Here is a 22,087-nt window from a genome sequence, read left to right as displayed (position 1 = left end):
TCGAACTTCCCTTCGGACCAGTCCGTGACCTTCAAGGCGAAATCGACCCACGCGCGATGCTGAACCGCCCAGCGGCAGGCGTCGGCAAGAGCGGCCGGAGCGGGTGCGAAGGTGCCCTCGGCGGTTGCGGCAGGCTCTGGCCTGCGGGTCGTGCCGGCAAGGCGGGCGGACAGATCGGCAGCGCGGTCGCGGAGCGAAGGGGCGGCGGTCTCGGTCTGGCGACGGAACAGGTTGCGCATGATGGCGGCCTCGGATCGGTAAGGATTGGAGGCGCGGCAGGGCTGGCCGCCGCGCAGGTGGTGGCGTCAGGCGTTGGCGGCGTCTTCGGCCTCGATCTCCGCGACGGCCCAGGCAGGCACGGCGCTGTAGCGTTGGTCCATGGAAGCTTGCTCGCGCTCGCGGAAATCGGGCTCGTCTCCGAAGCCGACGAAGCCGGGCGGGAGCGGGGTGCCGGTGACGGCGAGCGTGGCGCGGATCAGCCCCACAGCGGCGCAGTCGTTCATGTCCTTTCCGCCGCACAGCGCGAACTCATGGATGATCGCGGCAGCGAGGGCCGTCGTGCGCAGTCCGTCCAGGGTCTTAGGTGCGGGGAGGTCGGCAACCGCTCTGGCGGTTTCCCAAAGTCTGGAGGCGACCAGTTCGGCAGCGCGCTCGGTTTCCGGGTTGTCCCGTGCCGGCCGGGCGTTGTGATCCTCGGCGTAGAGGGTGAGCAGTCGGTCGTAGAGGTCGGCGCGCTCGACGGGCGTGGCCATAACGGGCAGCGGCACGGTTGCAGCGACGGCGGCGCCGAGTACGGCGTCGCGGCGGCTCAGAGCCTCGCGAAGGGCTTCGGCGCGGTCGCGGAGAGATGGCGCGACGGTCTCGGTCTGGCGGCGGAATGGGTTGCGCATGGGATGGCCTCACGGTCTCGGGTGAGAGGGAGGCGCGGCGGGGTGAGCGCCGCGCGGTGGCGGCGGCTCAGGCGGTCGGCATGAAGCCGTAGGCGAAGACGCCTCCGGCGATGATCGCGACGGCGGTTAGGGCCTCGCCCGCGATGTCGAGGAACCGCAGGGCGCGGACGTGCGCAGTATCGGGGCGAACGGGGGTAACGGCCTCCCATTCGCAGATGCCGCCGGGGGCCTCCTCGTCCTGCGAGGCGTCTGCCGACACTCGCGAGCGGAGGTCGATCACCGGCACGGAACGGTGCGGGAAGTAGGCGGCGAGGCGACCGGACGGGGCGGCCTGCGGGATAGGGGCGGGACCGGTAAGCGTCCCGAGGTACAGGCTGAGATCCTTCGCCCGCGCCATGGCGATGTCGTAGGCGGGCTGGTGGCCGGCGGCGAACTCGGCTTCGTCCAGCACCCACCACGCCAGATGACGGAACAGGGTCAGCGCCTCCGGGGCGGTGGTGCAGGCAACCGCGACAACGGCCATGCTGGCGTCGTCGTAGGCGGTTTCGGCGCGCTCGGACGCCTCGCCTTCGGGGGCGATCTGAAAGGCGGCATAGGCGGCGCGGTGGGCTGTGATGGCGGCGTGGACCGGGCTGATAGCGGGAATGGTTGTGCGGGCGTGCGTCATCGTTCGCGCTCCTGGTGGGGCTCGTGGCGGTGGGTCGGGGGGGGGGGTGGCGAAGGGGTGCGGGTTCGGTCAGGCCGGCGCGCGGATCAGGCCGGCGAGGCGCGCGCTAGAGCGGCGGGGCAGGCGACGGCGCCGGGGCGTCGAAACACCTTCCGCAGGCGGCGTTGGGCGGCGTGGTGAGCCGCAGCGGGTTCGCCAGACGCGGCGGCGCGGTCGCGGTAGTAGGCGACGAGGGCGGCGGCAGCCTCGGCCGTCGCGGGCGTGAGGCTGTGAAGCTCGAACCGGGCGGCGGTGCGGGCCTGCCGCAGGGTGGCGCGGTAGGACTTCCAGCCGGCGGGGACGGGACGGCCGGCGCGGTGAAGAGCGCGAGCGTGGCGCCCAGCCTTGCGGTCGGCGGCGTCGGCTGCCTCGGCCCGGCGGATCGCGGCATAGATCGGAGCAGCGGCCACGGGCGCGGCGCGACAGGTGATGAGCGCGACGGCGGCGGCAAGCGCCGAGCGGCGGGTGAGGGCAGCGTGCATCAGGCGGTCTCCCCCGATAGGCGGGACGGGAAGCGGTTGCGGAGCTTGCGAGCCTGCCCGAGCGCCCAAGCGTGGCGGTCGCGCATCGAGGCGTCACCGGCCGAAAGCTGGCGGCGATACCAAGCGGCGAGCCGGAGGCACCGGGCGTGATCCTGCCGGGCGTCGTGGAGCTGGCGGGCTGGGGTGCGGATGAGCGGGTGGGACATGGCGGGGCGGCTCAGTGGACGATGCCGGCACGGGCGAGCTTGGCGGACTGCCAAGCGGCCTTGAGGCAGACGGCCATGGCAGCGGCCCAGGTGCCGCCGTGGCGCTTCTGGTGGTCGCGGGCGGCGAGGGTCGCGACGGTCATGATCGCGGCGCGGTCGAACTTGTGAGAGACGGCGAACGTCTCGCCACGGCCGGAGCGGGTGGTGATGTTCAGGGGCAGGTTGCGCGAACGGGCGTAGGAGGCGGCGAGGCCGCGAGCGGCGAGCAAGCCGACGACGACGGGGGCGCGGTCGGTGCGGATGCCGCGAAGGGCGCTGTTCCAGTCGAGGCGGCGGCGTAGGGACATTGGGTTAGCTCTTGCGCAGGTCAGAACTTACCCTTATCGTGTAATCCCATCCCGATAGCGCGTCAACACTAAACGCGCAAATTTTTGCATGATAGGTGTTAGATGTTGACGGGAGAGCAGTTGCGCGCAGCGCGTGCGATGCTGAAAATGGAGCAAGGGGAGCTTGCCGAACTGTCGGGGGTTTCCGTCGAGACGATCAAGCGGCTGGAAAGAATGGATGGCCCGATCAGCGCAAACTCGATGACGCTCGACGGCCTACAGAAAGCCCTAGAACGCGAAGGGGCTGTCTTCCTGCCGGAGAATGGTGGCTTGCCGGGAGTTCGCCTTCGGCGCGACCCTCCGGCCAATATCCGTGTGCGGAAGCGTAAGGGCGAAGGGTGAGTGCAGACGATGACGAGGCCGCGCGCAAGCTCGTTGCAAACGAACGGCGGAAGCTCTCAGCCACCTATCTGAACGGGGTCGCGGTCGCGGTGTTCGCGGTCGGCGGTTTCGCGCCCTTTATCTCGACTGTGCTTGCTTCGGGCTCCGGGTCTCAGAACCCGCTCTTGGTGCTTGGCGTGATGGCGATTTGCTGGCTGGTGAGTGGCGCCATACATTCAGCGGCACGGGCCTCCCTGAAAGGTCTTCGCCCATGACGACTGCTCAACTGCTCTTGTTGCTCTCTGTCCCGCTCGGCGGCGGCGCGCTGGCCGTGTGGGTGCTCTGGATCAACCGGACGGCAACCCTGCACGCGACCGAACCGCCAGACACCGCGAGCGTCCGCGCAGACGTGCATTAGGCTATGGCTTTCAGTCCCTCCCCTTCAACATCCTGCCGGGTCGGACTAACCTGCATTTGTCCTCCCGAGGGACACGCCGGCCCGGTCGAATGGCCCCCCGTTCAACAGATCAGGTCGGCGGCCTGCGTACCTCGAAGGCCAAGCCGTTTTGGGCCGGGTTTCAGGTAACTGCCAGTCAATTAGTTCGCATCACGATGCAGCATGGGCCGTGCCGTAAGTAGGCCCTTGTCCTCTCGTGGGACATGCCGGCCCGATCCAATGGCCTCTTGCAAACGCCGGATCGGGTCGGCAGCTATCGCGGCGGCCAGACCGGCTCAGTCTTCGGCCTCTTCCGTCTGCAGTCCCATTGCTGCACAGCTTAGGCATAGTTTTATGGGGAATGCGATGATTGACGACGGTGAAAGGCGTAGGCGAACAAAAGTCGATCACATTGCAGTTATTGTCGCTGCCTACGTTTCAAACCACCGGATGGCCTCTGGCGAAGTGCCGGCACTGATAGCAACCGTACAGGCATCGCTCACCGAACTGTCGAATAATCACTCAGTCAATGTGATTGAGACTACCAAAGCCACGCAGGCCGAGATCTGCAGATCAATCACACCAGATACGCTAGTCAGCTTCATCGACGGCAAATCGTATAAATCTCTGAAGCGACATCTCAGGGCACACGGAATGTCCGCTTCCACTTACCGTTTGCGTTATGGTTTACCGCCCGACTATCCAATGGTTACGTCATCTTATAGCGCTAGAAGGTCGGCCATGTCCGAAAATATAATATCGAATTTGAGGAAAAATGGCCGTCCAGTAGGACGAGATAACAACATGTGATAGACGAATATCGACGAAGGTTGGTGTATAGTATGTGCTTGTCACGTTGACGGGGCTATCCGCTTAGATTGCACGGGTGCCTTCGTAACAATCTTTCTGCGCGAAGTGATCGGCACGGATGGGTGGGTGATTGCTCTGGAGCGCGACGGTCCCTGACAGGTCTCCCAAGGCCTCGCCATTCCCGCTGGGGGCATTCCGCTTTGCAAGTTCTGGCGCCCAGCTTCAAGGACGTGATCATGTCTGAAACCATTGACGCCGCGATGCTTCGCGCCGTGACAATCAACATCGTCGCGGCTTACGTGGCAAAGAACCACTTGCCAGCAAACCATCTTCCCGGCCTCATCATCAGCGTACATGGTGCCCTCGCTGCCCTTACACATTGCGATACCACCCCTGACGTTGAGAAAACGGAGCAGCCCTCGCCTTCCCAGATCCGTAAAAGTATCACGCCCGATGCGCTGATCTCCTTCCTCGACGGGCGGCCGTACAAAACTCTGAAGCGCCATCTGAGGCTGCGCGGTCTTGACGCCAACGACTATCGAGGGAGGTTCGGCCTGCCAGTGGATTATCCTATGACAGCGCCGAACTACTCCGCGCGCCGGTCGGAACTTGCAAAAACCCTTGGTCTCGGCCGATGGCGCTCGGTTACTGAGAGAGCGAAGTGAGCAGGCGCCCGCGCGCAGCGGTCAGCGAGGAGTAAAGGACCCTTCGCACAGTGCTGATGCTGATCCCTCTCTGTCGCGAGGGAACAGGCCATTGCGTCGTCTAGTTCGAACCGCACGACGGGCCACGTTGGCCAGTCGGCTGACGACCAGGATACCTGAATGGCTACCGGCACCGTGAAGTGGTTCAACGAGACGAAGGGTTACGGCTTCATCCAGCCCGATGACGGGGGCAAGGACGTGTTTGTGCACATCTCTGCCGTCGAGCGCGCCGGGATGCGGAGCCTGAACGAAGGACAGAAAATCTCCTACGACGTTGAGAATGACCGTCGCAGCGGGAAAGAGAGCGCTGGGAACCTCAAGAGCGCCTGATCTCATCCCTACGGCGGGAATGCGATGGCCCGGCGCTCCCATCGTGGGACGCCTGCTCAGACTTCTGCGTCATCCCAAGCTAACCGTCGCCTGCCATCTCTGCCCAGTGCCGCGTTGTGTATCGGCCCCCGCAGGTGAGATCGGACGCTCCCCCGCCCCGTGATCAGATCGGGGCGGGGCCGAGCGGCCGACACCTGAGGGCGGACTTCTGGTCACATCGGCTTTGGCTTCGCTTCAACTCTCGCCATGTCTCGCTACGACACGCCTACCAACCTCTGACACTACTAGTTCTACGGAGGGCGGCCATGGCACTCCATTGTCCAGTAGGATCTGAGCGGCACGAACGAGGTGCCGGAATAGCTCCGGAGTGATTGGCTTACCTTCGACCTGCTTTTCAACGATCAGAGCAGCCATTGATGCGGCAAGGCCGGCAATCTCGGCCATTTGATCCTGCTTGCTGACCAAATCTGTCACTTCATGGATCCATCAATGCCCTTCAAAAGAACTCCATACCGGGAGCGAGCCAGCTTCCGACCGATGGCATCGAGTTCAGGATCAACAACTACCCGCACATAGGGCGTAACTCGGAATTACACGGGTGACGAGCGGAAGGCATAAGGGGGTGATGGGTTTTGGATCACTCACCAAGGCCCCCCCTTAGCCTTGAACAGCCCGCCTTCGGAGCTGCAGCTGTGGCACTGGCCCATTCATTAGGGCTTAACCTTACAGGTCCTTACTGAGGCCAGCGACCGGGTTACGCCCCCACCCGAGCGCCCTCAGAGCAGCGCAGGGCAACCGCGCGGCCTCGTTGGCGCAGTCGCGTAGCTTTTCAAAGACGATACCGCGCCGTTGCGCGAACCACCGAAGTGGATTGAAAACGACAGGTCATCGGCTAGGCTAGACCGCCGTCGCCTGTTGAGGAAGCTTACGGGGCTTCGTCTCCATCCTGGGGACGCCAACACGGGCGGCGGCGACCAGATCGTGACCGTGCGTCCGAAGTGACGTTCACGAGTCTGTGACATCCCTTCACAAGTCAGAAACACGCGTTCTTCAGCTTCCGGCCAACGGGAGCTTCAGGGATGTCTGACCCGGCTCGCGACGCCACCAGTCGCGCCATTGATCGCGCATTGCTCGTCGCCGCTGTCATATCGTTCGGATGTGGAGTGCTGGCGATGGTGAGCGGGTTGGTAAGGTAAGCGGCCTCGGCGCACGGCGCGTTGAAGGACCTGCTCTAGCCCGGCGGCATGTCATTCGATCCCCTACCGTCACCCCCCCCGATCTCGTCGCTAGCTGGCGGGCCGCGCTCGACAACCTGTCGCCGCACGCTTCGCCCTACCGCTACCTCGTGCCGGCGAAGTGGGCTTCGATCCGCGAGAGCGGTATCGACTTCTGCGACCGGCTCGGGGCCGAGGCGCACCGGTTGGGATGGACGGCGGCCGAACTGTTCGCGGTCCACCCGGAGCATGGGACGTTGCGCATCGACTGCTGCGGCGTGTTGATGATCGGCGGTGATCCTGCGCCCTGCGTGAAGGCGAGCCCGTCCTGTTCGGGCGAACCTCGGCTTCAGAAACTTGCTCGGCGAGGAGCTGAGCATCTTAGCTTAAAAGCCCACCACGCGCCATCTCGTCAAATTTTACGGATTTCTCTGTCACCATTTTATTCGGGTCGACTGCAGGGGTAATTTCTCAATCCGGATCAAAAATGTACGCCCCTAGAACTCTCGCTCCGCTCGTCGCCTTAGCTATCGGACTCGGTGCAACTGCATCAGCACGTGCGGACATTTCCAGCACTGTACGGATCGTACTGCAGAAGGGTAGGCACTACGATCCTGCAGACCTGTTCCTTCGCAGGGGTGATGCCATTACCCTCGTCAACGGCGATGATAATGCCGTCCATCACGCGTTCATCGATGCGGACCAGTTCGCTTTCGATGCCGGCGACCAGGAGCCGGGCAAGCAGGTAACGCTGAAGCTTAAGAAGGCTGGCAACTTCATCATCCAGTGCGGCATCCACCCAAAGATGAAGCTCACGCTCCACGTCCAGTAGGTTCCTCGTGGGGCTCGCCGGGTGAGTGGTACATCATGAACGTGTGATCAAACGTCTCATCGCTCTTGTGACGCTCGTTTAACCAGCCGCTTTGTACATTGCGGCCGTGCCACTGCGGCACGTGGAGGTGTGTGCGGTGCCGCTTTTCGACGCTGATCTGCGCGCCCTAATGACGGCTATCGATAGATCCCGCGGGCGGATTGAGTTCGCCCCAGACGGGACCATTCTCACCGCTAACAGCTTGTTCCTCGACCTAATAGGCTACACTCTTCCAGAGCTGAAGGGGCAACATCACACTCTATTCGTCCCCGCCGCCGAACGTGATGGCGATGAGTACCGTACGTTCTGGGCTGCACTGCGCCGTGGTGAGGCGAAGACCCACGAGTTCAAACGCATCGCCAAGGGCGGTCGAACCGTTTGGATCCAGGCGACCTACAACCCCGTGCTTGACAGGGCCGGGCGGGTCGTCCGCGTGGTCAAGTTCGCCTCCGACGTCACGAACCAGGTCCTGCGCGCCATCGACCACGACGGCCAGCTCGACGCCCTGCACCGCTCCCAGGCGGTCATCGAGTTCGCCCTCGACGGCACGATCCTGACCGCCAACGCCAACTTCCTCGCCGCGGTCGGCTACCGGCTCGACGAAATCCAGGGGCGTCACCACAGCCTGTTCGTGGATCCCGCTGAGCAGACGGGTGCGGAGTATCGCGGGTTCTGGGACCGCCTTGGCCGGGGTGAGTTCGCCTCCGGCGAGTTCCGGCGCATCGCCAAAGGTGGTCGGGAGATTTGGATCCAAGCGACCTATAATCCCATCCGTGACCGTGATGGCGCTCCGGTAAAAGTCGTGAAGTTTGCCGCTGACATTACGGAACGGAAGCTGCAGACCGCCGACGCGACCGGTCAGCTCAATGCGGTCAACCGCTCCCAGGCAGTGATTGAGTTCGCCCCCGACGGAACTGTGCTCAACGCCAACGCTAATTTTCTTGAGGCGGTCGGCTATCGGATTGAGGAGATCCGGGGACAGCACCACGCCATGTTCGTTGAGCCCAGCTATGCTAAGACGCCGGACTATGCTGTGTTTTGGCAACGTCTGCGCGGCGGTGATTTCTCTACCGGCATGTTCCAGCGCTTTGGGAAGGGCGGCCGCCACGTCTGGATCCAGGCAAGTTATAACCCCATTTTTGACCCGAACGGTCGACTGACTAAGATCGTCAAGTATGCCACCGATGTCACCGCTAACATGGAGGCACGTTCAACGGCTATCGAAGCGGCAGAACAAACTCTCGACAATGTACAGACGGTTACCGACGCGGCTGAGACCATGAATGCCGCTGCGATGGAAATCTCGAACAGCATGGGGCAATCGAAGTCCATCGTGGATGATATCCATGGTCGTGCCGGCGAAGCGAATGCAGCTACCGAGCGCTTACAAGCTGCTGCCAGCGCGATGGACGGGGTTGGTGCAGTGATCGCCGGTATCGCGCGACAGATCAACCTACTGGCCCTGAACGCCACAATTGAAGCCGCCCGCGCTGGTGCTGCAGGTAAGGGTTTCGCAGTCGTTGCGACAGAGGTGAAGGAACTCGCCAGTCAGGCTGCAGCGGCTACAACTCGGATCGGCGGAGAAGTTGCTGGCATGCAAGCCGTATCGGCCGAGGTGACGGCCAGCCTAACGACCATTACTGCAGCAATCGGGACAATCAGTGCGCACGTCGATGGTGTCAGTGGCGCCATGGATGAACAGACACGTGCGACGGGCGATATCTTGAACAGCATGCGACAGGCAGCTGGTGGTGTATCAAGCATCAGTCGTAGTCTGGATGACTGGACAGTTGGTATGGAGGAACGGCGCAATCAACGTCGGACCCGCGTACTCTTGCCTGCTAGTATCCATTTACCGGGTCGTAGCCCTCTCGCGTGCTCAATCCGCGATCTTTCGGACGGCGGAGCGCGACTTCATGTAAGGATGTATACTGAGGTTCCAGAGAGGTTTGATCTAGTTATTGACGCGGATGGGCAGCAATTCAGTTGTGAGGTCCGTCATCGCTCCGCCGCCTCCATCAATGTGCAGTTCCATTCAGCTATCAGGAATGGGATCGCACACGTGGCGTGACAGTGTGACGGGGATGAGTTTACTCAGCTTAGTCCCTCGGCGTTTCAAGCAACGAACCGACCTTCGTCCCCCGTCGCCAAACGGCTTTGGGTGTAAGTCACAGGCTGAAACGCGCGTAGGAGATCAGCGTCCAGGCGGCCAACCATACCTTGCAGGATGGAATAAGCCTTGGCCGGATCCATTGGAGCTTTGTACGGTCGCCGCTCGATCAGCGCAGCATAGATGTCGGAGATCGTCACGAGGCGGATCAGGTCGGGAATTTGATCGCCTCTGAGCTTATCGGGATAACCTGATCCGTCGAGCATCTCGTGATGGGAGCGCACGACTGCCAGCAACGATGCGTCGAAGCCGCCGCCGGCAAGCATGGCGTATCCTTCCGCCGGGTGCGTGCGCATGACCGCCAATTCAGCCTCGTCGAGCCGACCAGGCTTATTCAGGATTGCGGTTGGGATCTTCGTTTTGCCGACATCGTGCAAGAGGGCGGCCTTCGCCAGATGGTGGCGGGCATTTGGTCCAAGTCCGAGAGCGCTTGAGAATGCGACAGCCAATCCGGCGACGAGCAAGCAGTGCTGGTGGGTCACATCGTCAAAGCGCTGCACCGCCAGGACCCAGTCGTGAACGCTCGTCTCCTGAACGGCCTCAACGATCAGATCAGTGCCAGTGTCGGCAATGTCCGGGGTGATTGCTAGGCCTGAAAACAAGGTATCCGTCAGAAACAGTCTCGCTCGAACTGCCTGCCGTTGTGCGGCCATAGGCACCGGATTGCCTTCAGCCATAGTTGACAGTTTAGCTGCGATGAGGCGGGCGACGGCGTTCGCGGCAAGGGTATCAGTGGCTCCGAGGATCTGGGCCTGTGCCTCAGCCCGCGCCGCGTTGCCATGTACGAGAAAGAGATATGGCACCCCCTCGCCTCGACTGTGGTCGAGAGCACGACGCAGCAGCACCAAGGCTTCGGAGTGCAAACCGTCGATGTCGCTAACAATGAGGCTGGCGCCCTTGGGTGGCCCCGCGTCGTCGTAAAGATTATAAATCTGGCATGTGGCGAACATCCCAAGGTCGCGTGCCAGGCGCCTCCCGCGGTGGAGGTCGTCGGTGATCAAAAGAAGCATGCTCATTAGATCGCCGTCGCGGCAGGAGGCTTAGCTCCCCCGCGAAGGTTGGCAACGCCTTGGTTTACAACTGATCTAAGCCGCACGGTAAATTAGCGAATGTCAGCTGATATGGTGACGCATGCGGCGGCCCTGTCATTGAGGCTCGCCCGACTCTGCGCCTTATCGCCCCCGCTTCGACAGGATCTCCGACAGAGCCTCGGTCACTAGCGCCTCGATGGAATTGCCGGCTCGCCCATGCTCTGCGACCAGTTCGCGGGAGAGGGCGCGCACCTGGGCAATGAGGTCGCGGTCTAGCCATACCGTGAAGGCTTGCCGGTTCTCCCGGTGGTCTCGCGGTCTAGGTGTAGGTTTAGCTGTAGCTAAACTTTGAGGTTGAGGTAGAGCTTTAGGTGTAGGGTCGAGGATCGGCTGCTCTCCCACCACGAACGACGCGGACAGGCTCGGTCGCTTAGCCATTCGCTTTCTCCGTCCGCTTGCGCTTCACCTTCAAGCCAACTTGCTTTGCGACCCATCGGAAAAGCGCGTCGATCTCCTCGGCACCCTTCCCGCCGGGCTCAATCTCTTGGATCGTGCTGCCGTCGATGAGGCACGACTTGTAGCCTTTGCGGTGACAGATGAACGGGGCTCCATGCTCTCGGCCGGTAGGGATGCCGCGTGAAGTGAACCCCGCCGCCGCCTCCTTCACGTCCTTCTTCGCGCCGCTCACGTCCACGTCCGTGAAAATCACGAAGTTCGGCTTGCCGAGGTTCTGAGCCATGGCGTGCGAGGTTGGTACGGCATCCATGTCTGCGAGCGAGGTCCGCGACGGGATCAGCACGAGGTCAGATAGCTCGGCCGCGCGTTTCCCCATAATCTCGGCCTTGCCGGCCGTGTCGATTAGGACAAGTTCGGCGCCTTGGCGCTCGAACTCGCGCAGCGTCGGTTCTAGGAAGTCAGGCGTCGTCTCCGGCTTTACCGGCGGCCCATCTGTCTGCCGTCGCGTGGACCACATGCGCAGCGTAGCTTGTGGGTCGGTGTCCACAATGGCGGTGAGGATGCCGGCATGGTGCGCGGCGACGGCCAGATGAGCCGTGATCGTGCTCTTGGTGCTCCCGCCCTTCAATCCCAGGATCGAGACAACCCGCATCGCTTCACCCTCCGTTCGCAGCCTTCCTAAACGGTGTAGGTCTAAAGTTCAAAGATACGGTTTAGCTCAACCTCTAGGTTTCTGGTTTAGGTATGCCGTTTAGGTTTGCATCTACAGTTTAGGTGTAGGTTTAAGATTAGACCACTTGCCCCTCCAGCCTCCCCCGTGTAACTTTCGATAATCGTCATTCTCGAAAGTTTCGTGCGGGCAGGATCGCAAGCGCGGTGAGGATGTGAAGCCAAGGCTATCTTTGCTATCGAGCGACGGCTTGCCCATGATCGCCACCGCAGTTCGGGGGGACTTCAACGGGACCGACCTGATGAGGGACCCTGACGAACGCACGTCGCGGTGGATTGGCGTTGGAGCCTTCTTCCTAGGAGCCGTGCTGTGTAACGGCGCGCTGCCCGCAGACATGCTTCCCATCAATTGCGCCCTGTTTGCCGTCGACAGCGCCCTGATCACAGCCTGGCTTTTGCTTCGCGCCATCAAATGCGGAGATGGATCGCGCTGATGCCTGACACTCTGCCAGTTGAAGACTTTGAACTGCCGGCCGGTCTTCCCGCAGAGGCCGCTGCCATCGTTCGCGCCTATCAGCGGGCGAGCAAGGCGGACGCGACGGTGCGAGCCTATACGAGCGACGCAGGGGTCTTTCAGGACTGGTGCGGGCAGTATGGGTTCCGATCCCTCCCGGCGAGCGCGGAGGCCGTCGCGGGCTTCCTCGTCCACGAGGCCGAGGCCGGGCGGTCGGCATCCACCATCGGCCGGCGACTGGCCGCGATCCGCTACGCTCACAAGCTGGCCGGCGCCGCCGATCCTACGGACGATGAGAGCGTGCGCGCCACCATGAAGGGCATCCGGCGCCGGGTAGGCGTGGCCCCGACACAGAAGGCCGCTGCGACGGCGGACGTGCTGGCTGCGCTCCTCATGCGGACGCCCGACACCCTGACCGGCAAGCGGGATCGCGCCTTGCTCGCGCTCGGCTTCGCGGGTGCCTTCCGCCGAAGCGAGCTCGTCGCCCTCGACGTGGCGGACCTGCGCGACGATCCCGAAGGGCTCCGGGTCACGGTCAAGAGAAGCAAGACGGATCAGGAAAGCCGGGGGTTCGAGAAGGCTATTCCGCACGGCCGGTTCATTCAGCCGGTGAAGCTCGTGCGGGAATGGCTCGACGCGGCCGGTATCACCGAAGGGCCAGTGTTCCGGCCGGTGTCGCGGTCGGGGCGGGTGCGGGCGCCCATTGTTCCAGATGGGAACAATGCTGCGGCCGATGAACGGGCTAAGTTGAACTTAGGGTGCCGCCTCACCACTCAGGCCGTCGCGGACATCATCAAACGATACTGCACCGCTGCCGGTCTTGATGCTTCGACGTTCGGGGCGCACAGCCTGCGGGCCGGTTTCATCACGACGGCAGCCGAGCGGGGCGCGGATCTCGCGCGGATCATGGATGTGTCGGGACACCGCGATCCCCGAACCGTCGTCGGGTATATTCGCCGGGCGAACGCCTTCAAGGGGCATAGCGGAAGCGGGTTCTTGTGAAACGCCACACGGCTACGGTGCCTCGTATATCTCTCTGATCCGAGCGATAGCTCTGCCTGCCCGCTCGTCGGCCACAAGGTGACGCTGGCGGCGCTTGCCTTTGAAGTCTGGATCTGTCCCGTCGTCCCGAAGAGCCGCAGCGGCTTCGAGCGCGGCTTCACCGTACTCGCGCCATAAGCGCTGCACTTCTTCCGCCTCTTCGGACGTAATGACCGACTTCATGACCTCTCACCTCAGGGCGTGCCAGTGACGCGCCCGACGATAGCGGATGCATCGACCGGGGAAATTCTACAAGGGCCAAGAGCTAGCGCTGTTGCGCACTGACCGATAGCCGCCCCAGCATGCGTTTTAGGTCTCATGAGCACTTTCGGTGCAATGCTAGTGCAAACGCTTAATGTTCGCAGGGTCACAATGGCCGTCACAGGTACAGCAGTGCCGCAAGGATTATGACCTGAACCGCGAGCATCGTCCCAATAAGGATCGCCGCAGGGCGATCATTGAGCGCCCAGTCGCTTGGCTCATCACCTTTCATCACCGGCCACCGCCATCACGCGACCGACGTAGGCCAGTATCAGTGCGCCCGATGGGGCAAACACGGTGGCGATCCGTGAAACTGCCGGCCTAGTAATGTCCACCTCATACGCGGCCAAGGCGACCGCCTCCATCTCCGTATCGGCCTCATACGAGGTAAGCTGCCTGTTCGGCACGCCGGCTTTGCCGATCTGATTGATCTGGATCCGGTAGACCATTGTGCTCTCCCTGATCGGGGCGGCTGGCCGAGCGATCCATCATTGAACAGCAGGCCAGCCGCACCTTTGCTCAGACCTACCGATCGGGGTGTGGCAGCCGGTCCAAGCTAAGTCGCTTTCAGGAGTCCATACTAACGACGTCCGACTGTCTCACAGCGAATGTGACGTGGTTCTGATTTATGTGAAGGGAAATTGGCAAATAGATAAAATAATCGCTGGCACTGCCTTCTTTCGACGAGCGTAGGGTAATACCCTAAAGCGACTTTCGGTTTCGAATTCCAATATGGGTTAGGGACATACATGCAGTTACATACAGACTACACTTGACTGGCGCCATGATACGGACCGCATGTCCAAAGTTCTCGAACGCAAGCTGCAACTCTATGCTCACCTTTGCGACGCTGATTGCGTCTGGCTCGCCGATGCCCTCAAATCGGTAAGGGCTGTTCAGGCTCATGCCGACATCGCGGGAGAGGGGGATGATCTGCGTACTGTCTACGTCCTCCTCACCGGGTGGGGCGCGCGTCGCAAGTATCTTCCGGACGGTCGCCGTCAGATCACCTCACATGAGGTAGGGCCAGACACTTAACGTTCCGATCAATCCGCAGTGACGTGTGCAGCCACCCATCCTTCAGCCGTCATTGGGGGGCGGTTGAGGCACAGCACGCCATGCCGAACTGTGGCGCGGCCCTGCGCTACCCACTGCCGCCAGTTCGCCAGGGCGTCGCTGGCTTCGAGGTCGCAAGTCGGGCCGCTTATGGCGCGCCCCTCGTCCCAGCAGTCCCAAAGCTCGCGTAGGCCAGCGAGGTACTTGCCAGCCTCATCGTATTCCTTCCCGAACAGATCAGGGTACGGCTTTCCCGATTAGGTCCGGTGCAGTTGGCAGATTAACACGCGGGGCATTAAAATACATCTCGTCCGACTACGCGAGCCAAAGCGTCGAGGAAAGGCTTGGGTTGAACTCCTGAGGCTCCTTGAATGAGCCCATTGCGACCTATCAACAAAGAGCAACGCCCTATGACCGAGCGCAAGCCCAAGGCAGAAGCCCCGATGCCATCGCTTAAGCGGGACCCAACCCCCCACGAGGCCGCAGCGATGGCGAAGGCTGCCGCCTATTGCCGGTCTCGAACCGAACCGCCTGCCTATCAGGTCAAGAGGGTCGAGGGACATAGCGTGACCGTTGACGCTCCCCATAATGAGCTTGCCGGGTTCGTGGCTCTACAGAGCGCGACGTTCGGCACGGCGTCGAGCGACTTCGCCTCCCGTACCGCCGCCGAGGTCATGGACATCGTGCGGTCTCGCGGCGAGTCGATGCCGACCGAGGATCAGATCAATGCCGGCGTTGCCGCCGTCGCGGGGATCGAGCCGCAGAACGAGGCCGAGGCCATGCTTGCCGCTCAGATGGTCGGAACGCACTCGGTCGCAATGGACATGCTGTCGAGGGCGAAGCAGGCTACCAGCACCGGTCACCTCGAACGCTACGGCACCCTCGCGACCAAGCTACTGCGAACCTACACCGCGCAGTTGGAAGCCCTCGCAAAGGTGAGACGCGGCGGCGCGCAGAAGGTCGTGGTTGAGCACGTCCACGTTCATGCCGGCGGCCAAGCCATCGTCGGCCATGTCACCGGAGCACAGGGAGGGGCCCGAGGGGGTCAGATCGAAAATGGACAGCAACCCTATGCACGCGCCCTCACTGGACCGGCAGCCGTCGCCTTTCAGGCTGACCCCTCGATGCTGCGCGAAGACGCGGGCCGGGACGCCCTGCCAATCGCCAGCGGTGAAGGGGAAGGCCCGATGCCGGATGCACGGCGGGGCCAAAGGAAGCGGCGCACCAAAGGGTGAGCGGAACGGCGCCTATCGAACCGGAATGCGAACGGTCGAAATGATCGAGCTACGCCGCGAGGCCAACGCCTTCATTCGCGCATCCAAGGCGATGCTGCGGGCGGGATAACAGGACGCGCCGGGCGCCGCGCGATGAACGGAATTGAACAGTTCTGCGGTTCGCGGTCCTGTTGAGATTTGTTGACATTGAAGCGCCGAACATGACGGCGAGGAACAGCCGGATCACTCCAACCAATTTTGATTTGTTACGATATGGGGCGAGTTTCGGAGCAGTACGCCCGCGCGCGCGACGGCAGGGGCGGCGGCGGAGTTTTCGGAAGCCGTACCGCGCGAGGGCGGCAAGAGTTTCCCGACACAGCCTCGCGCGAACCCCGACACAGCCTCGCGCGAACTATGGGCAACGCCGACGAACACTTGAAGTCAGCTGCTCGCTGGCTCCAGCGTCGTGACCGCTGATGGGGTAACGAAGAAGTCTAGCCGAAACAAGATCAGCCCGCTCTCATCGGTGACTTCCATGCGCCATTCAGCGCCAAGGCTCTCAAGCCGCGCGCCTTCCTCAAGAAGCACACCGGCGTATCGGATAGCTTCTCGGCGCGCGAAAGTAGTGTCTGGCAACTCGACACCCTTCTTGTCGAGCATGACGACGCTATCATAGACATTGAAATGGTAGCGCAGCACACGCACCTCTGTCGTTGAAGGCGGGAGCCATGGCTCTCAATCGCGGACATGCCTGAGTCAAAGACTGCGACTGGCATTGGCTGTGCCACACGGCGGTGGGCGGCGATCACATATGGATCAGGTTCTTTGATCCGCGAAGGATATGTCGCACTGTATGTGTGAACGGTATAATTGCCAGCGATTTAGGGCAGCCTCCGGGTAAACTCACCATGACTGCTAATCGGGCCCTAAAAGGGGATCGGCGCCAACCATGGCGGGCGCTGAATGCCCCTAGGATCGCCAAGGATGGCCCAGGACGGCGGGTTCCCCCAAATGGCTACCGGAACTGCGGATTTGGGGAACCCGACCGTGAGGCGCCAAACAGGCTAATTGCGGCACTCATTGGCATAGTCCCGGCGCACTGCGGCGACCGTCGAGGGCGACATCTTCACCGCACGGGCAATGGCCCGATCCGATAGGCCCTCGCTCAGCATGGCCTCCACAGCGGCGCGGCGTTCGGCAACCGGGCGGTGCGATGGCTCCTCGTGCTGGGGCGATGGGCGAGCGGCGGACCTAGCGCAAAGTGCTTTGGTCCGTCCATTTTGGACACCCCCACGAGGGCGAGGCGGCGGCTCTGGCGAACACGCGGGTTCAGCTTCGATGGCAGGCTCAACGTCCGCGACGGCATCGCATTGGATCGCAGCGACCTCCGATGCGGCCCGTTCATCCTCCCATACGGTTATGCCCCCTCGAACGCGACGCGCACTGGTCGTACAACCCGGCGTGCCGCAGGTGCTATTGCCGTCGTCGCGATAGCCGGCGCCGCATTCCTCGCAACGAAGGGGGCAACCGCCGCAACGCCGAAGTGAAGATCGGCGACACGAACGTGACGATCCACGGGAGCGGCGACGCAGGCGCGACTGCCGCGTCGTTCAAGCGAGCGCAGCAGGATATTGACGGAGCGCGGCTGCGCGATTTTCAGACGGTAATCCGCTAGTGACCGCAACGCAGATAGAGAGACGCGCCTCGTGCGTCTCCTATCGTCTGCGACAGCAACCCGTTGCTCCGCAGTTCATACACGTTCGGCACACCCGCCACGCCGCTGCCTGTCGCTTCAAATTGCGCGCGACCTGTAGTGCGTAGAATGCGACCGGCGGAAGGCCCCTTGACGTTCGTCGCTGTAACCCTGAGCCAATCCGGCGCGGGATCACCGTTCCGGCGGCCAGCCAAGACGGCTTCACAATCGTTCGCCGATGCCGTCCACAGTCCGCGCATTGCGACAGGGGACTCCGCAAGCGCCGGCCCGGCCAGCAGGGCGATGACGACGGGGGCGAGGAAGGCGGCGCGCATTGTTGGCTGACCGTGCGTGATCGGTGAACAATCTGGAATGTAATGATTGCTTCGAGGCCGTCCAGAAGCGTCGGCAGAGGCTAAGGTGAGCTTAGGGTGGGGTGGCGGATCACCACCCCACCGTAGATAGCCCCCCAGATCCCCAGAATTGGCTCAGGACGGCGATAGCGTCAAAATTCCTGTCCCCCTGCTCTTGCGCGCAAAGACGCCTGAGGCACGATCTTTCGACAACGTGCCCCCCACGATGCAGTGCCTCTGGCTTCAATCCTCCGCTCCGATGCTGCAGTTCAGCGAGATGTGAAGGCGTTCGTGCAACGTGTTGCACCGCTCTCGATTGAAGGTGTGCTGCCAGGAGGCGCCCGATGCTGACTAGGACTGCGATCTATGAGGGTACTGTCCGCGATGGGCAGGAGGATGAGTTCTTTCGTCGAGTGAGGGACGAGTTGGAGCCATTCTGGCGCCGCTTCCCGGGCGTCACCGCTGTGCGCGTACAGCGCCTCGTCTCAAAGGATGCGGATGCCCGCCCTATCGCGATGATCCTGGAGATGGATTTCCCCGATCAAGCGGCATTGGATGCCTGCCTCGCCTCTTCGATCCGCCCCGAGTCGCATACCGCTACGGAGGCGGTGATGCAGATGTTCGATGGCCGCTTCTATCACCTCGTCAGTGAGGCCCGGGCTTTGATCTGAGCGGTCAGCTGCATCCATGCGCGGAGATGGACGTTCTACCCAGATCTCGTATGGTTAAGGTTCGCAGTAGCTAGCGCATCACTCTCGATTGGCGCAGGACGGCAGTAGGTCGAAACCGGTTGGCGCCAAGCCGTCCTGCATGGCACCCACTTCACATGACGACGCCCGATAAAAACACCTGCGAAGCGCTGATCGACGGCGAGTGGATGCTCATGTCGGTGGCCGAAGCGCACACCCATCACCGTGCCGCGAAGAAGCGCTGTCCTGCCTGCCATGGACAGGTCCGCACGCACGGAACCTACGTGGCACAACAAAGGGTCGCCATGGCTCATATTCGAAGCCACGATGGCTGCCCGAGGATCGTACAGCGGTATGCTGGGGTGCCCACACCGCATCCCGAAGCGTTGACCTAATGATCAAACTTTCGCCACCGGGGTCAACGGTCCCGAAGGTGTTTCTCGTTCTCCTGCCAGCGCAAGCCCTCTGCCTGCGTGTTCCATCGGCAGAGGTCTATTCGCTCTACTCTGTCGCAGCGCCGACGCTGTCGGCCATCTTCGCCCCACGCGTACCGAGAGGCTGAGGCTGCCCAACGGTCGTATCCTCGACAGTCTGGTGTTCCATCTCAGCGTTCAGCTGGGCGCCAAGCAGCACGATGATCGTTGAAATCCAGATCCAGGTCATGAAGCCGATGGCGGCGCCGAGGGACCCGTAGGTCTTGTTGTAGCTACCGAAATTGGCAACGTACCAGGAGAACAGCAGGGAGCCCCCGAGCCACAAGGTTGCCGCCAGGGCACTTCCCCCAGTGACCCAGTGCCAGCGTGGTGCGTCTCGGCTGGGACCATATCGATACAGAACGGCCAAGCCACCGAGCACGGCCAGCAAGAGCACGGGCCAACGCAGAAGAGCCAACCACCAAGCGTCTTTGCCGATGCCGATGAACTCGAACACGACCGGCAGCACGACGACAGCACCGAGAGCTATGATCAGGAAGGCTAGCGCGCCCGCCGTGAACGCGAGCGAGATGAGGTTGAGCACGAAGAAGTTGCGCTTCTCGCGCTCGTTATAGACGAGGTTGAGTGCGTCGAAGATGTGCTTCATGCCGCCGTTGGCGCTCCACACCGACAAGGTTACGCCGACAATCAGGCTCAACCCAAGCGTCGCATTGCCCTTCTCGTTGAGAAGTTTGACCTGATCGCCGAGGATATCGAGGGCCCCTTGGGGCAGGATACCTTGAAGGCTAGCGAGTTGATTGTTTATCGTCGATGCGTCGGCGATGAGGCCATAAACGGAGACGAGAGCAGCGACGGCTGGAAAGATCGCCAGCAGCGCGAAGAAGGTGACCCCTGCCGACACCAGCATGATGCGGTTCTCACCCACATCGTGGTAGGTGCGCAGCGCGATGTCCTTCCACCCCTTAGCCGGAATATCGGTCGGGCTTTTGGCTTGGCGTCCGCGATCCCCCTGACGACGAGCGACTTCGTGAGCATCACTGCCGCTGTGAGAGGGTGAAGTCTGTCGCGCTGCCCCGACTTCGTCAGGCTGTGCGCTAGGCAACTGCGAGCGGTTTGCACGCCGTGGCAGAACTACGATGCCAACAAGCGCAGTCGCCATTGCCATGGTCCACGCGAGGGAGGCCCCTCTTTCACCGGCATCCTTGGGCTGGCGATCTGAATGGGCACTTGGCATCGGAAACTCCGGTGCGCCCGCGAGTAGGGATGCGGGGGCATTCAACCGAGGCAATAAGCATACCTGCCTGTAATGCAGGTATGGCCGAATGCGATCCGTGAGCCAGCATGAGCTTGGCTCTTACTGCACGCAGTTCCCTCGTGCTGCTCTCCACAAACAGCGCCATGCCCAGCTACAATCTAGCTAGGTGTAGAGACGCTCATGCGATGCGTTTACCGCCCTCGCAGGAAGAAGAACCACAGCAGGATCACGAGGGGGATCGGCACCCCCAGGAGCCACAGCAGACTGCCCGTCAGCATCACAACCTCCGTCAGGACCTAGAGCAATTACGTAACCGGAGAGGTCGTTCCGAGGGTCGCATCCTCGCACAGTTCAAGCCGCGTCACACTCTCTAGCTAGCCAAATCGCCGGAACGAGCCGTTAGGGCAGCGCTTGTCTCAGCATCCATCAGAGCGAGGCAGTGATGCGCGTGTTTCAGGTCCGCCAGCAGGTGACGGGTGCGATCCTCTGGACGGGCGCCGCATCAGGACCGATTGCTGCCTTGGACGCCATGGCGCACGAGGCGGGCTACTATGATCACGGCGACCTGCCAGAACACATCAGGGCGGGTGGCTTACACGCCGAAGAAGTTAGAGTCTGACGAACCGCGGCTCGGCCGAACAGGGAAGGGACGGAGCATTTAGTTCAGCCAGCGCCGTATCCGCCCTTCCGGTTGTCTGAAGACGGGACAGCCGGCCGGTTGTCGTAGCCGCCGCTTTCGGGACCCTGGTCATTCTCACCCTCTGGACCACCAGGGGACGTAGGCCCTGCAGCTGCCGTATCGTCTGGAAGCTTCTCCTGACCCAACGGCTTTCCCGGCGGGACCATTCCGAAGGCCTCTCGTGCCGCGTCGGTGTCCGTTCCCATGCTGGCTCTCCGTGTATCTCGCAGAGACCAAGGGAAAGGACGCTTGTGAGGTTCCTAGCCCCCATCCGATTGCATGCTTAGATGAGAGGCTGGTTCCCAATTTGATGCCATCTCATTTAGCTATCAGCGGTCGGCCATTCCCTACAATTTATCGATGCACGGACCTGTGTGACTTCGGAAAGGCTAGAGCTACTTGGTTCAGCAAGCTTTCTGAGATGATACCTTCGAAAAGCATTCCTAGCATTTCAGTGTGACTATCGAGCATGATAGCTGGCGCCTCTCCTGCTATGATCTTCCACACTTCAACAAATTCATTTTTAGATAGATTATCGAGATTATTTAGAGAAAGTTTCTGAAACGAATAATGGTTCGCACATCGTCTGTCGACTTGTGCCATAGTTATGATCCCACTACCGCATCGTTATAAATCTAATTAAGTTGCCAAGCATCTACAAAGCTTTAAGATTAATTATTATATCATATGTTTCGAATTAGCTATAATAACAAGTGATAGTTTTATTTGTATGGTGCCTAGCTATCAACCTTTGCAAGCTCAAAAGCGCCGTAAAGCAACTTAGTAGCATCTGTTCGATGATCCAATTGGCGCCTTGGCGAGGGGATGCTAATGCCGCGCGGATGCCCTATTGCTCAGCTTCAGAGCTAGCTATCTTATCATGCCGCCATGCCGATCCGGCGCGAGCACCGCTTCTTCTACCCCATCGACTGGCCGCAGCTGTCGGCGGTGATCCGTTTCCGCCGCGCTAAGGGCCGCTGTGAGGCCTGCGGGCGTCCGCACGGGCATATTCATCTGGCACCTCGGAGATGGCCGCTGGTGGGACGCGCAGGCGGTTTCCTGGCGCGACGGCGTGGGCCGGGTCATCTGCCTCCCGGTTGGGGAGGACGACGTGCTCGGCTCCGTCCGGACGACGCGAGTAGTTCTAGCGGCGGCTCACCGCAACCACGACACAGCCGACAACCGGGACGTGAACCTCATGGCGGTCTGCCAGCGG

General features: G+C 61.8%; 25 protein-coding genes and 1 pseudogene. 13 read left to right on the top strand and 13 right to left on the bottom strand.

Annotation, left to right across the window (positions count from 1 at the left end; translation table 11 throughout):
* From MKK52_RS10940 to MKK52_RS10915, 6 genes are all read right to left on the bottom strand, one after another.
* Positions 1-239: hypothetical protein (locus tag MKK52_RS10940; protein ID WP_243953819.1), on the bottom strand; the 239-nt coding region annotated here is incomplete at its 3' end.
* Positions 240-305: 66 nt separating this feature from the next.
* Positions 306-890, bottom strand: coding sequence for a hypothetical protein (locus MKK52_RS10935; RefSeq protein WP_243953818.1), 585 nt, complete (start codon positions 888-890; stop codon positions 306-308).
* 67 nt (positions 891-957) lie between these two features.
* On the bottom strand, positions 958-1,557 hold the full coding sequence (locus MKK52_RS10930) for a hypothetical protein (RefSeq protein ID WP_243953817.1): 600 nt from the start codon (positions 1,555-1,557) through the stop codon (positions 958-960).
* Between the two features lie 86 nt (positions 1,558-1,643).
* Entirely contained in the window at positions 1,644-2,078 is a 435-nt protein-coding gene (locus tag MKK52_RS10925) for a penicillin-binding protein (RefSeq protein ID WP_243953816.1), read from the bottom strand.
* Positions 2,078-2,284 carry a hypothetical protein gene (locus MKK52_RS10920; protein ID WP_243953815.1) on the bottom strand — a complete coding sequence of 69 codons (207 nt, stop codon included), beginning with the start codon at positions 2,282-2,284 and terminating at the stop codon, positions 2,078-2,080. Before MKK52_RS10920 ends, MKK52_RS10925 begins: the two co-directional genes overlap by 1 nt.
* A gap of 11 nt (positions 2,285-2,295) precedes the next feature.
* Positions 2,296-2,631, bottom strand: a complete 336-nt coding sequence (locus MKK52_RS10915) for a hypothetical protein (RefSeq protein WP_243953814.1) — start codon at positions 2,629-2,631, stop codon at positions 2,296-2,298.
* 102 nt (positions 2,632-2,733) lie between these two features.
* On the opposite strand from MKK52_RS10915, the gene MKK52_RS10910 reads away from it, so the two are divergent.
* The 4 genes from MKK52_RS10910 to MKK52_RS10895 all read left to right on the top strand — a co-directional run bounded on the left by MKK52_RS10910 (position 2,734) and on the right by MKK52_RS10895 (position 5,271).
* A complete protein-coding gene (locus tag MKK52_RS10910) occupies positions 2,734-3,012 on the top strand; it encodes a helix-turn-helix domain-containing protein (protein ID WP_243953813.1) in 279 nt (92 codons plus the stop codon).
* A gap of 598 nt (positions 3,013-3,610) precedes the next feature.
* Positions 3,611-4,237, top strand: a complete 627-nt coding sequence (locus MKK52_RS10905) for a MucR family transcriptional regulator (protein ID WP_313898748.1) — start codon at positions 3,611-3,613, stop codon at positions 4,235-4,237.
* A gap of 236 nt (positions 4,238-4,473) precedes the next feature.
* Positions 4,474-4,902, top strand: coding sequence for a MucR family transcriptional regulator (locus tag MKK52_RS10900; RefSeq protein WP_243953812.1), 429 nt, complete (start codon positions 4,474-4,476; stop codon positions 4,900-4,902).
* 159 nt (positions 4,903-5,061) lie between these two features.
* Positions 5,062-5,271 carry a cold-shock protein gene (locus MKK52_RS10895; RefSeq protein ID WP_243953811.1) on the top strand — a complete coding sequence of 70 codons (210 nt, stop codon included), beginning with the start codon at positions 5,062-5,064 and terminating at the stop codon, positions 5,269-5,271.
* Between the two features lie 1,764 nt (positions 5,272-7,035).
* On the opposite strand, the gene MKK52_RS10885 is transcribed toward MKK52_RS10895, so the two are convergent.
* Positions 7,036-7,308, bottom strand: a complete 273-nt coding sequence (locus tag MKK52_RS10885) for a hypothetical protein (protein ID WP_243953810.1) — start codon at positions 7,306-7,308, stop codon at positions 7,036-7,038.
* A gap of 145 nt (positions 7,309-7,453) precedes the next feature.
* On the opposite strand from MKK52_RS10885, the gene MKK52_RS10880 reads away from it, so the two are divergent.
* The gene (locus MKK52_RS10880; protein WP_243953809.1) at positions 7,454-9,427 is read left to right on the top strand and encodes a PAS domain S-box protein; all 1,974 of its coding nucleotides are present in this window, start codon (positions 7,454-7,456) and stop codon (positions 9,425-9,427) included.
* Between the two features lie 44 nt (positions 9,428-9,471).
* Here MKK52_RS10880 and MKK52_RS10875 read toward each other — a convergent pair whose 3' ends face one another.
* Both MKK52_RS10875 and MKK52_RS10870 read right to left on the bottom strand, forming a co-directional pair.
* Positions 9,472-10,542, bottom strand: a complete 1,071-nt coding sequence (locus tag MKK52_RS10875) for an HD-GYP domain-containing protein (protein WP_243953808.1) — start codon at positions 10,540-10,542, stop codon at positions 9,472-9,474.
* A 445-nt stretch (positions 10,543-10,987) separates the two neighbouring features.
* A complete protein-coding gene (locus tag MKK52_RS10870) occupies positions 10,988-11,665 on the bottom strand; it encodes an AAA family ATPase (RefSeq protein WP_243953807.1) in 678 nt (225 codons plus the stop codon).
* A 274-nt stretch (positions 11,666-11,939) separates the two neighbouring features.
* Between MKK52_RS10870 and MKK52_RS10865 the strand changes: the two genes are divergently transcribed.
* Together MKK52_RS10865 and MKK52_RS10860 are read left to right on the top strand one after the other, a co-directional pair.
* Positions 11,940-12,176 carry a hypothetical protein gene (locus MKK52_RS10865; protein WP_243953806.1) on the top strand — a complete coding sequence of 79 codons (237 nt, stop codon included), beginning with the start codon at positions 11,940-11,942 and terminating at the stop codon, positions 12,174-12,176.
* Positions 12,176-13,198 (top strand): site-specific integrase, encoded by a 1,023-nt coding sequence (locus MKK52_RS10860; RefSeq protein WP_243953805.1) that lies wholly within the window; start codon positions 12,176-12,178, stop codon positions 13,196-13,198. Before MKK52_RS10865 ends, MKK52_RS10860 begins: the two co-directional genes overlap by 1 nt.
* Positions 13,199-13,210: 12 nt before the next feature.
* Here MKK52_RS10860 and MKK52_RS10855 read toward each other — a convergent pair whose 3' ends face one another.
* Positions 13,211-13,420 (bottom strand): hypothetical protein, encoded by a 210-nt coding sequence (locus tag MKK52_RS10855; protein WP_243953804.1) that lies wholly within the window; start codon positions 13,418-13,420, stop codon positions 13,211-13,213.
* A 299-nt stretch (positions 13,421-13,719) separates the two neighbouring features.
* Entirely contained in the window at positions 13,720-13,947 is a 228-nt protein-coding gene (locus MKK52_RS10850; protein ID WP_243953803.1) for a hypothetical protein, read from the bottom strand.
* A 1,017-nt stretch (positions 13,948-14,964) separates the two neighbouring features.
* Between MKK52_RS10850 and MKK52_RS10845 the strand changes: the two genes are divergently transcribed.
* On the top strand, positions 14,965-15,789 hold the full coding sequence (locus MKK52_RS10845; RefSeq protein ID WP_243953802.1) for a hypothetical protein: 825 nt from the start codon (positions 14,965-14,967) through the stop codon (positions 15,787-15,789).
* Positions 15,725-15,898: a hypothetical protein gene (locus tag MKK52_RS26930; protein WP_313898747.1), complete on the top strand. Its 174-nt coding sequence runs from the start codon at positions 15,725-15,727 to the stop codon at positions 15,896-15,898. Before MKK52_RS10845 ends, MKK52_RS26930 begins: the two co-directional genes overlap by 65 nt.
* A 311-nt stretch (positions 15,899-16,209) precedes the next feature.
* Here the strand turns inward: MKK52_RS26930 and MKK52_RS10840 are convergent, their stop codons facing one another.
* On the bottom strand, positions 16,210-16,467 hold the full coding sequence (locus MKK52_RS10840; protein ID WP_243953801.1) for a DUF6894 family protein: 258 nt from the start codon (positions 16,465-16,467) through the stop codon (positions 16,210-16,212).
* A 1,691-nt stretch (positions 16,468-18,158) separates the two neighbouring features.
* Here MKK52_RS10840 and MKK52_RS10835 point away from each other — a divergent pair.
* The gene (locus tag MKK52_RS10835) at positions 18,159-18,485 is read left to right on the top strand and encodes a hypothetical protein (protein ID WP_243953800.1); all 327 of its coding nucleotides are present in this window, start codon (positions 18,159-18,161) and stop codon (positions 18,483-18,485) included.
* 155 nt (positions 18,486-18,640) lie between these two features.
* Positions 18,641-18,898 carry a hypothetical protein gene (locus tag MKK52_RS10830; RefSeq protein WP_243953799.1) on the top strand — a complete coding sequence of 86 codons (258 nt, stop codon included), beginning with the start codon at positions 18,641-18,643 and terminating at the stop codon, positions 18,896-18,898.
* Between the two features lie 106 nt (positions 18,899-19,004).
* Here MKK52_RS10830 and MKK52_RS10825 read toward each other — a convergent pair whose 3' ends face one another.
* Complete coding sequence (locus tag MKK52_RS10825) at positions 19,005-20,171, bottom strand: YihY/virulence factor BrkB family protein (protein WP_409564654.1); 1,167 nt, start codon at positions 20,169-20,171, stop codon at positions 19,005-19,007.
* Between the two features lie 463 nt (positions 20,172-20,634).
* Here MKK52_RS10825 and MKK52_RS10820 point away from each other — a divergent pair, with 463 nt between their 5' ends.
* Together MKK52_RS10820 and MKK52_RS10815 are read left to right on the top strand one after the other, a co-directional pair.
* Positions 20,635-20,811, top strand: coding sequence for a hypothetical protein (locus MKK52_RS10820; protein WP_243953798.1), 177 nt, complete (start codon positions 20,635-20,637; stop codon positions 20,809-20,811).
* 948 nt (positions 20,812-21,759) lie between these two features.
* Positions 21,760-22,087: pseudogene (locus MKK52_RS10815) on the top strand (hypothetical protein); the annotation flags it as partial.

Origin of the sequence: Methylobacterium sp. J-067, assembly GCF_022829465.1 — a bacterium.
GTDB lineage: Bacteria > Pseudomonadota > Alphaproteobacteria > Rhizobiales > Beijerinckiaceae > Methylobacterium > Methylobacterium litchii.
Note: the sequence above shows the minus strand (reverse complement) of the source record. Positions and strands in the feature narration are given on the sequence as shown.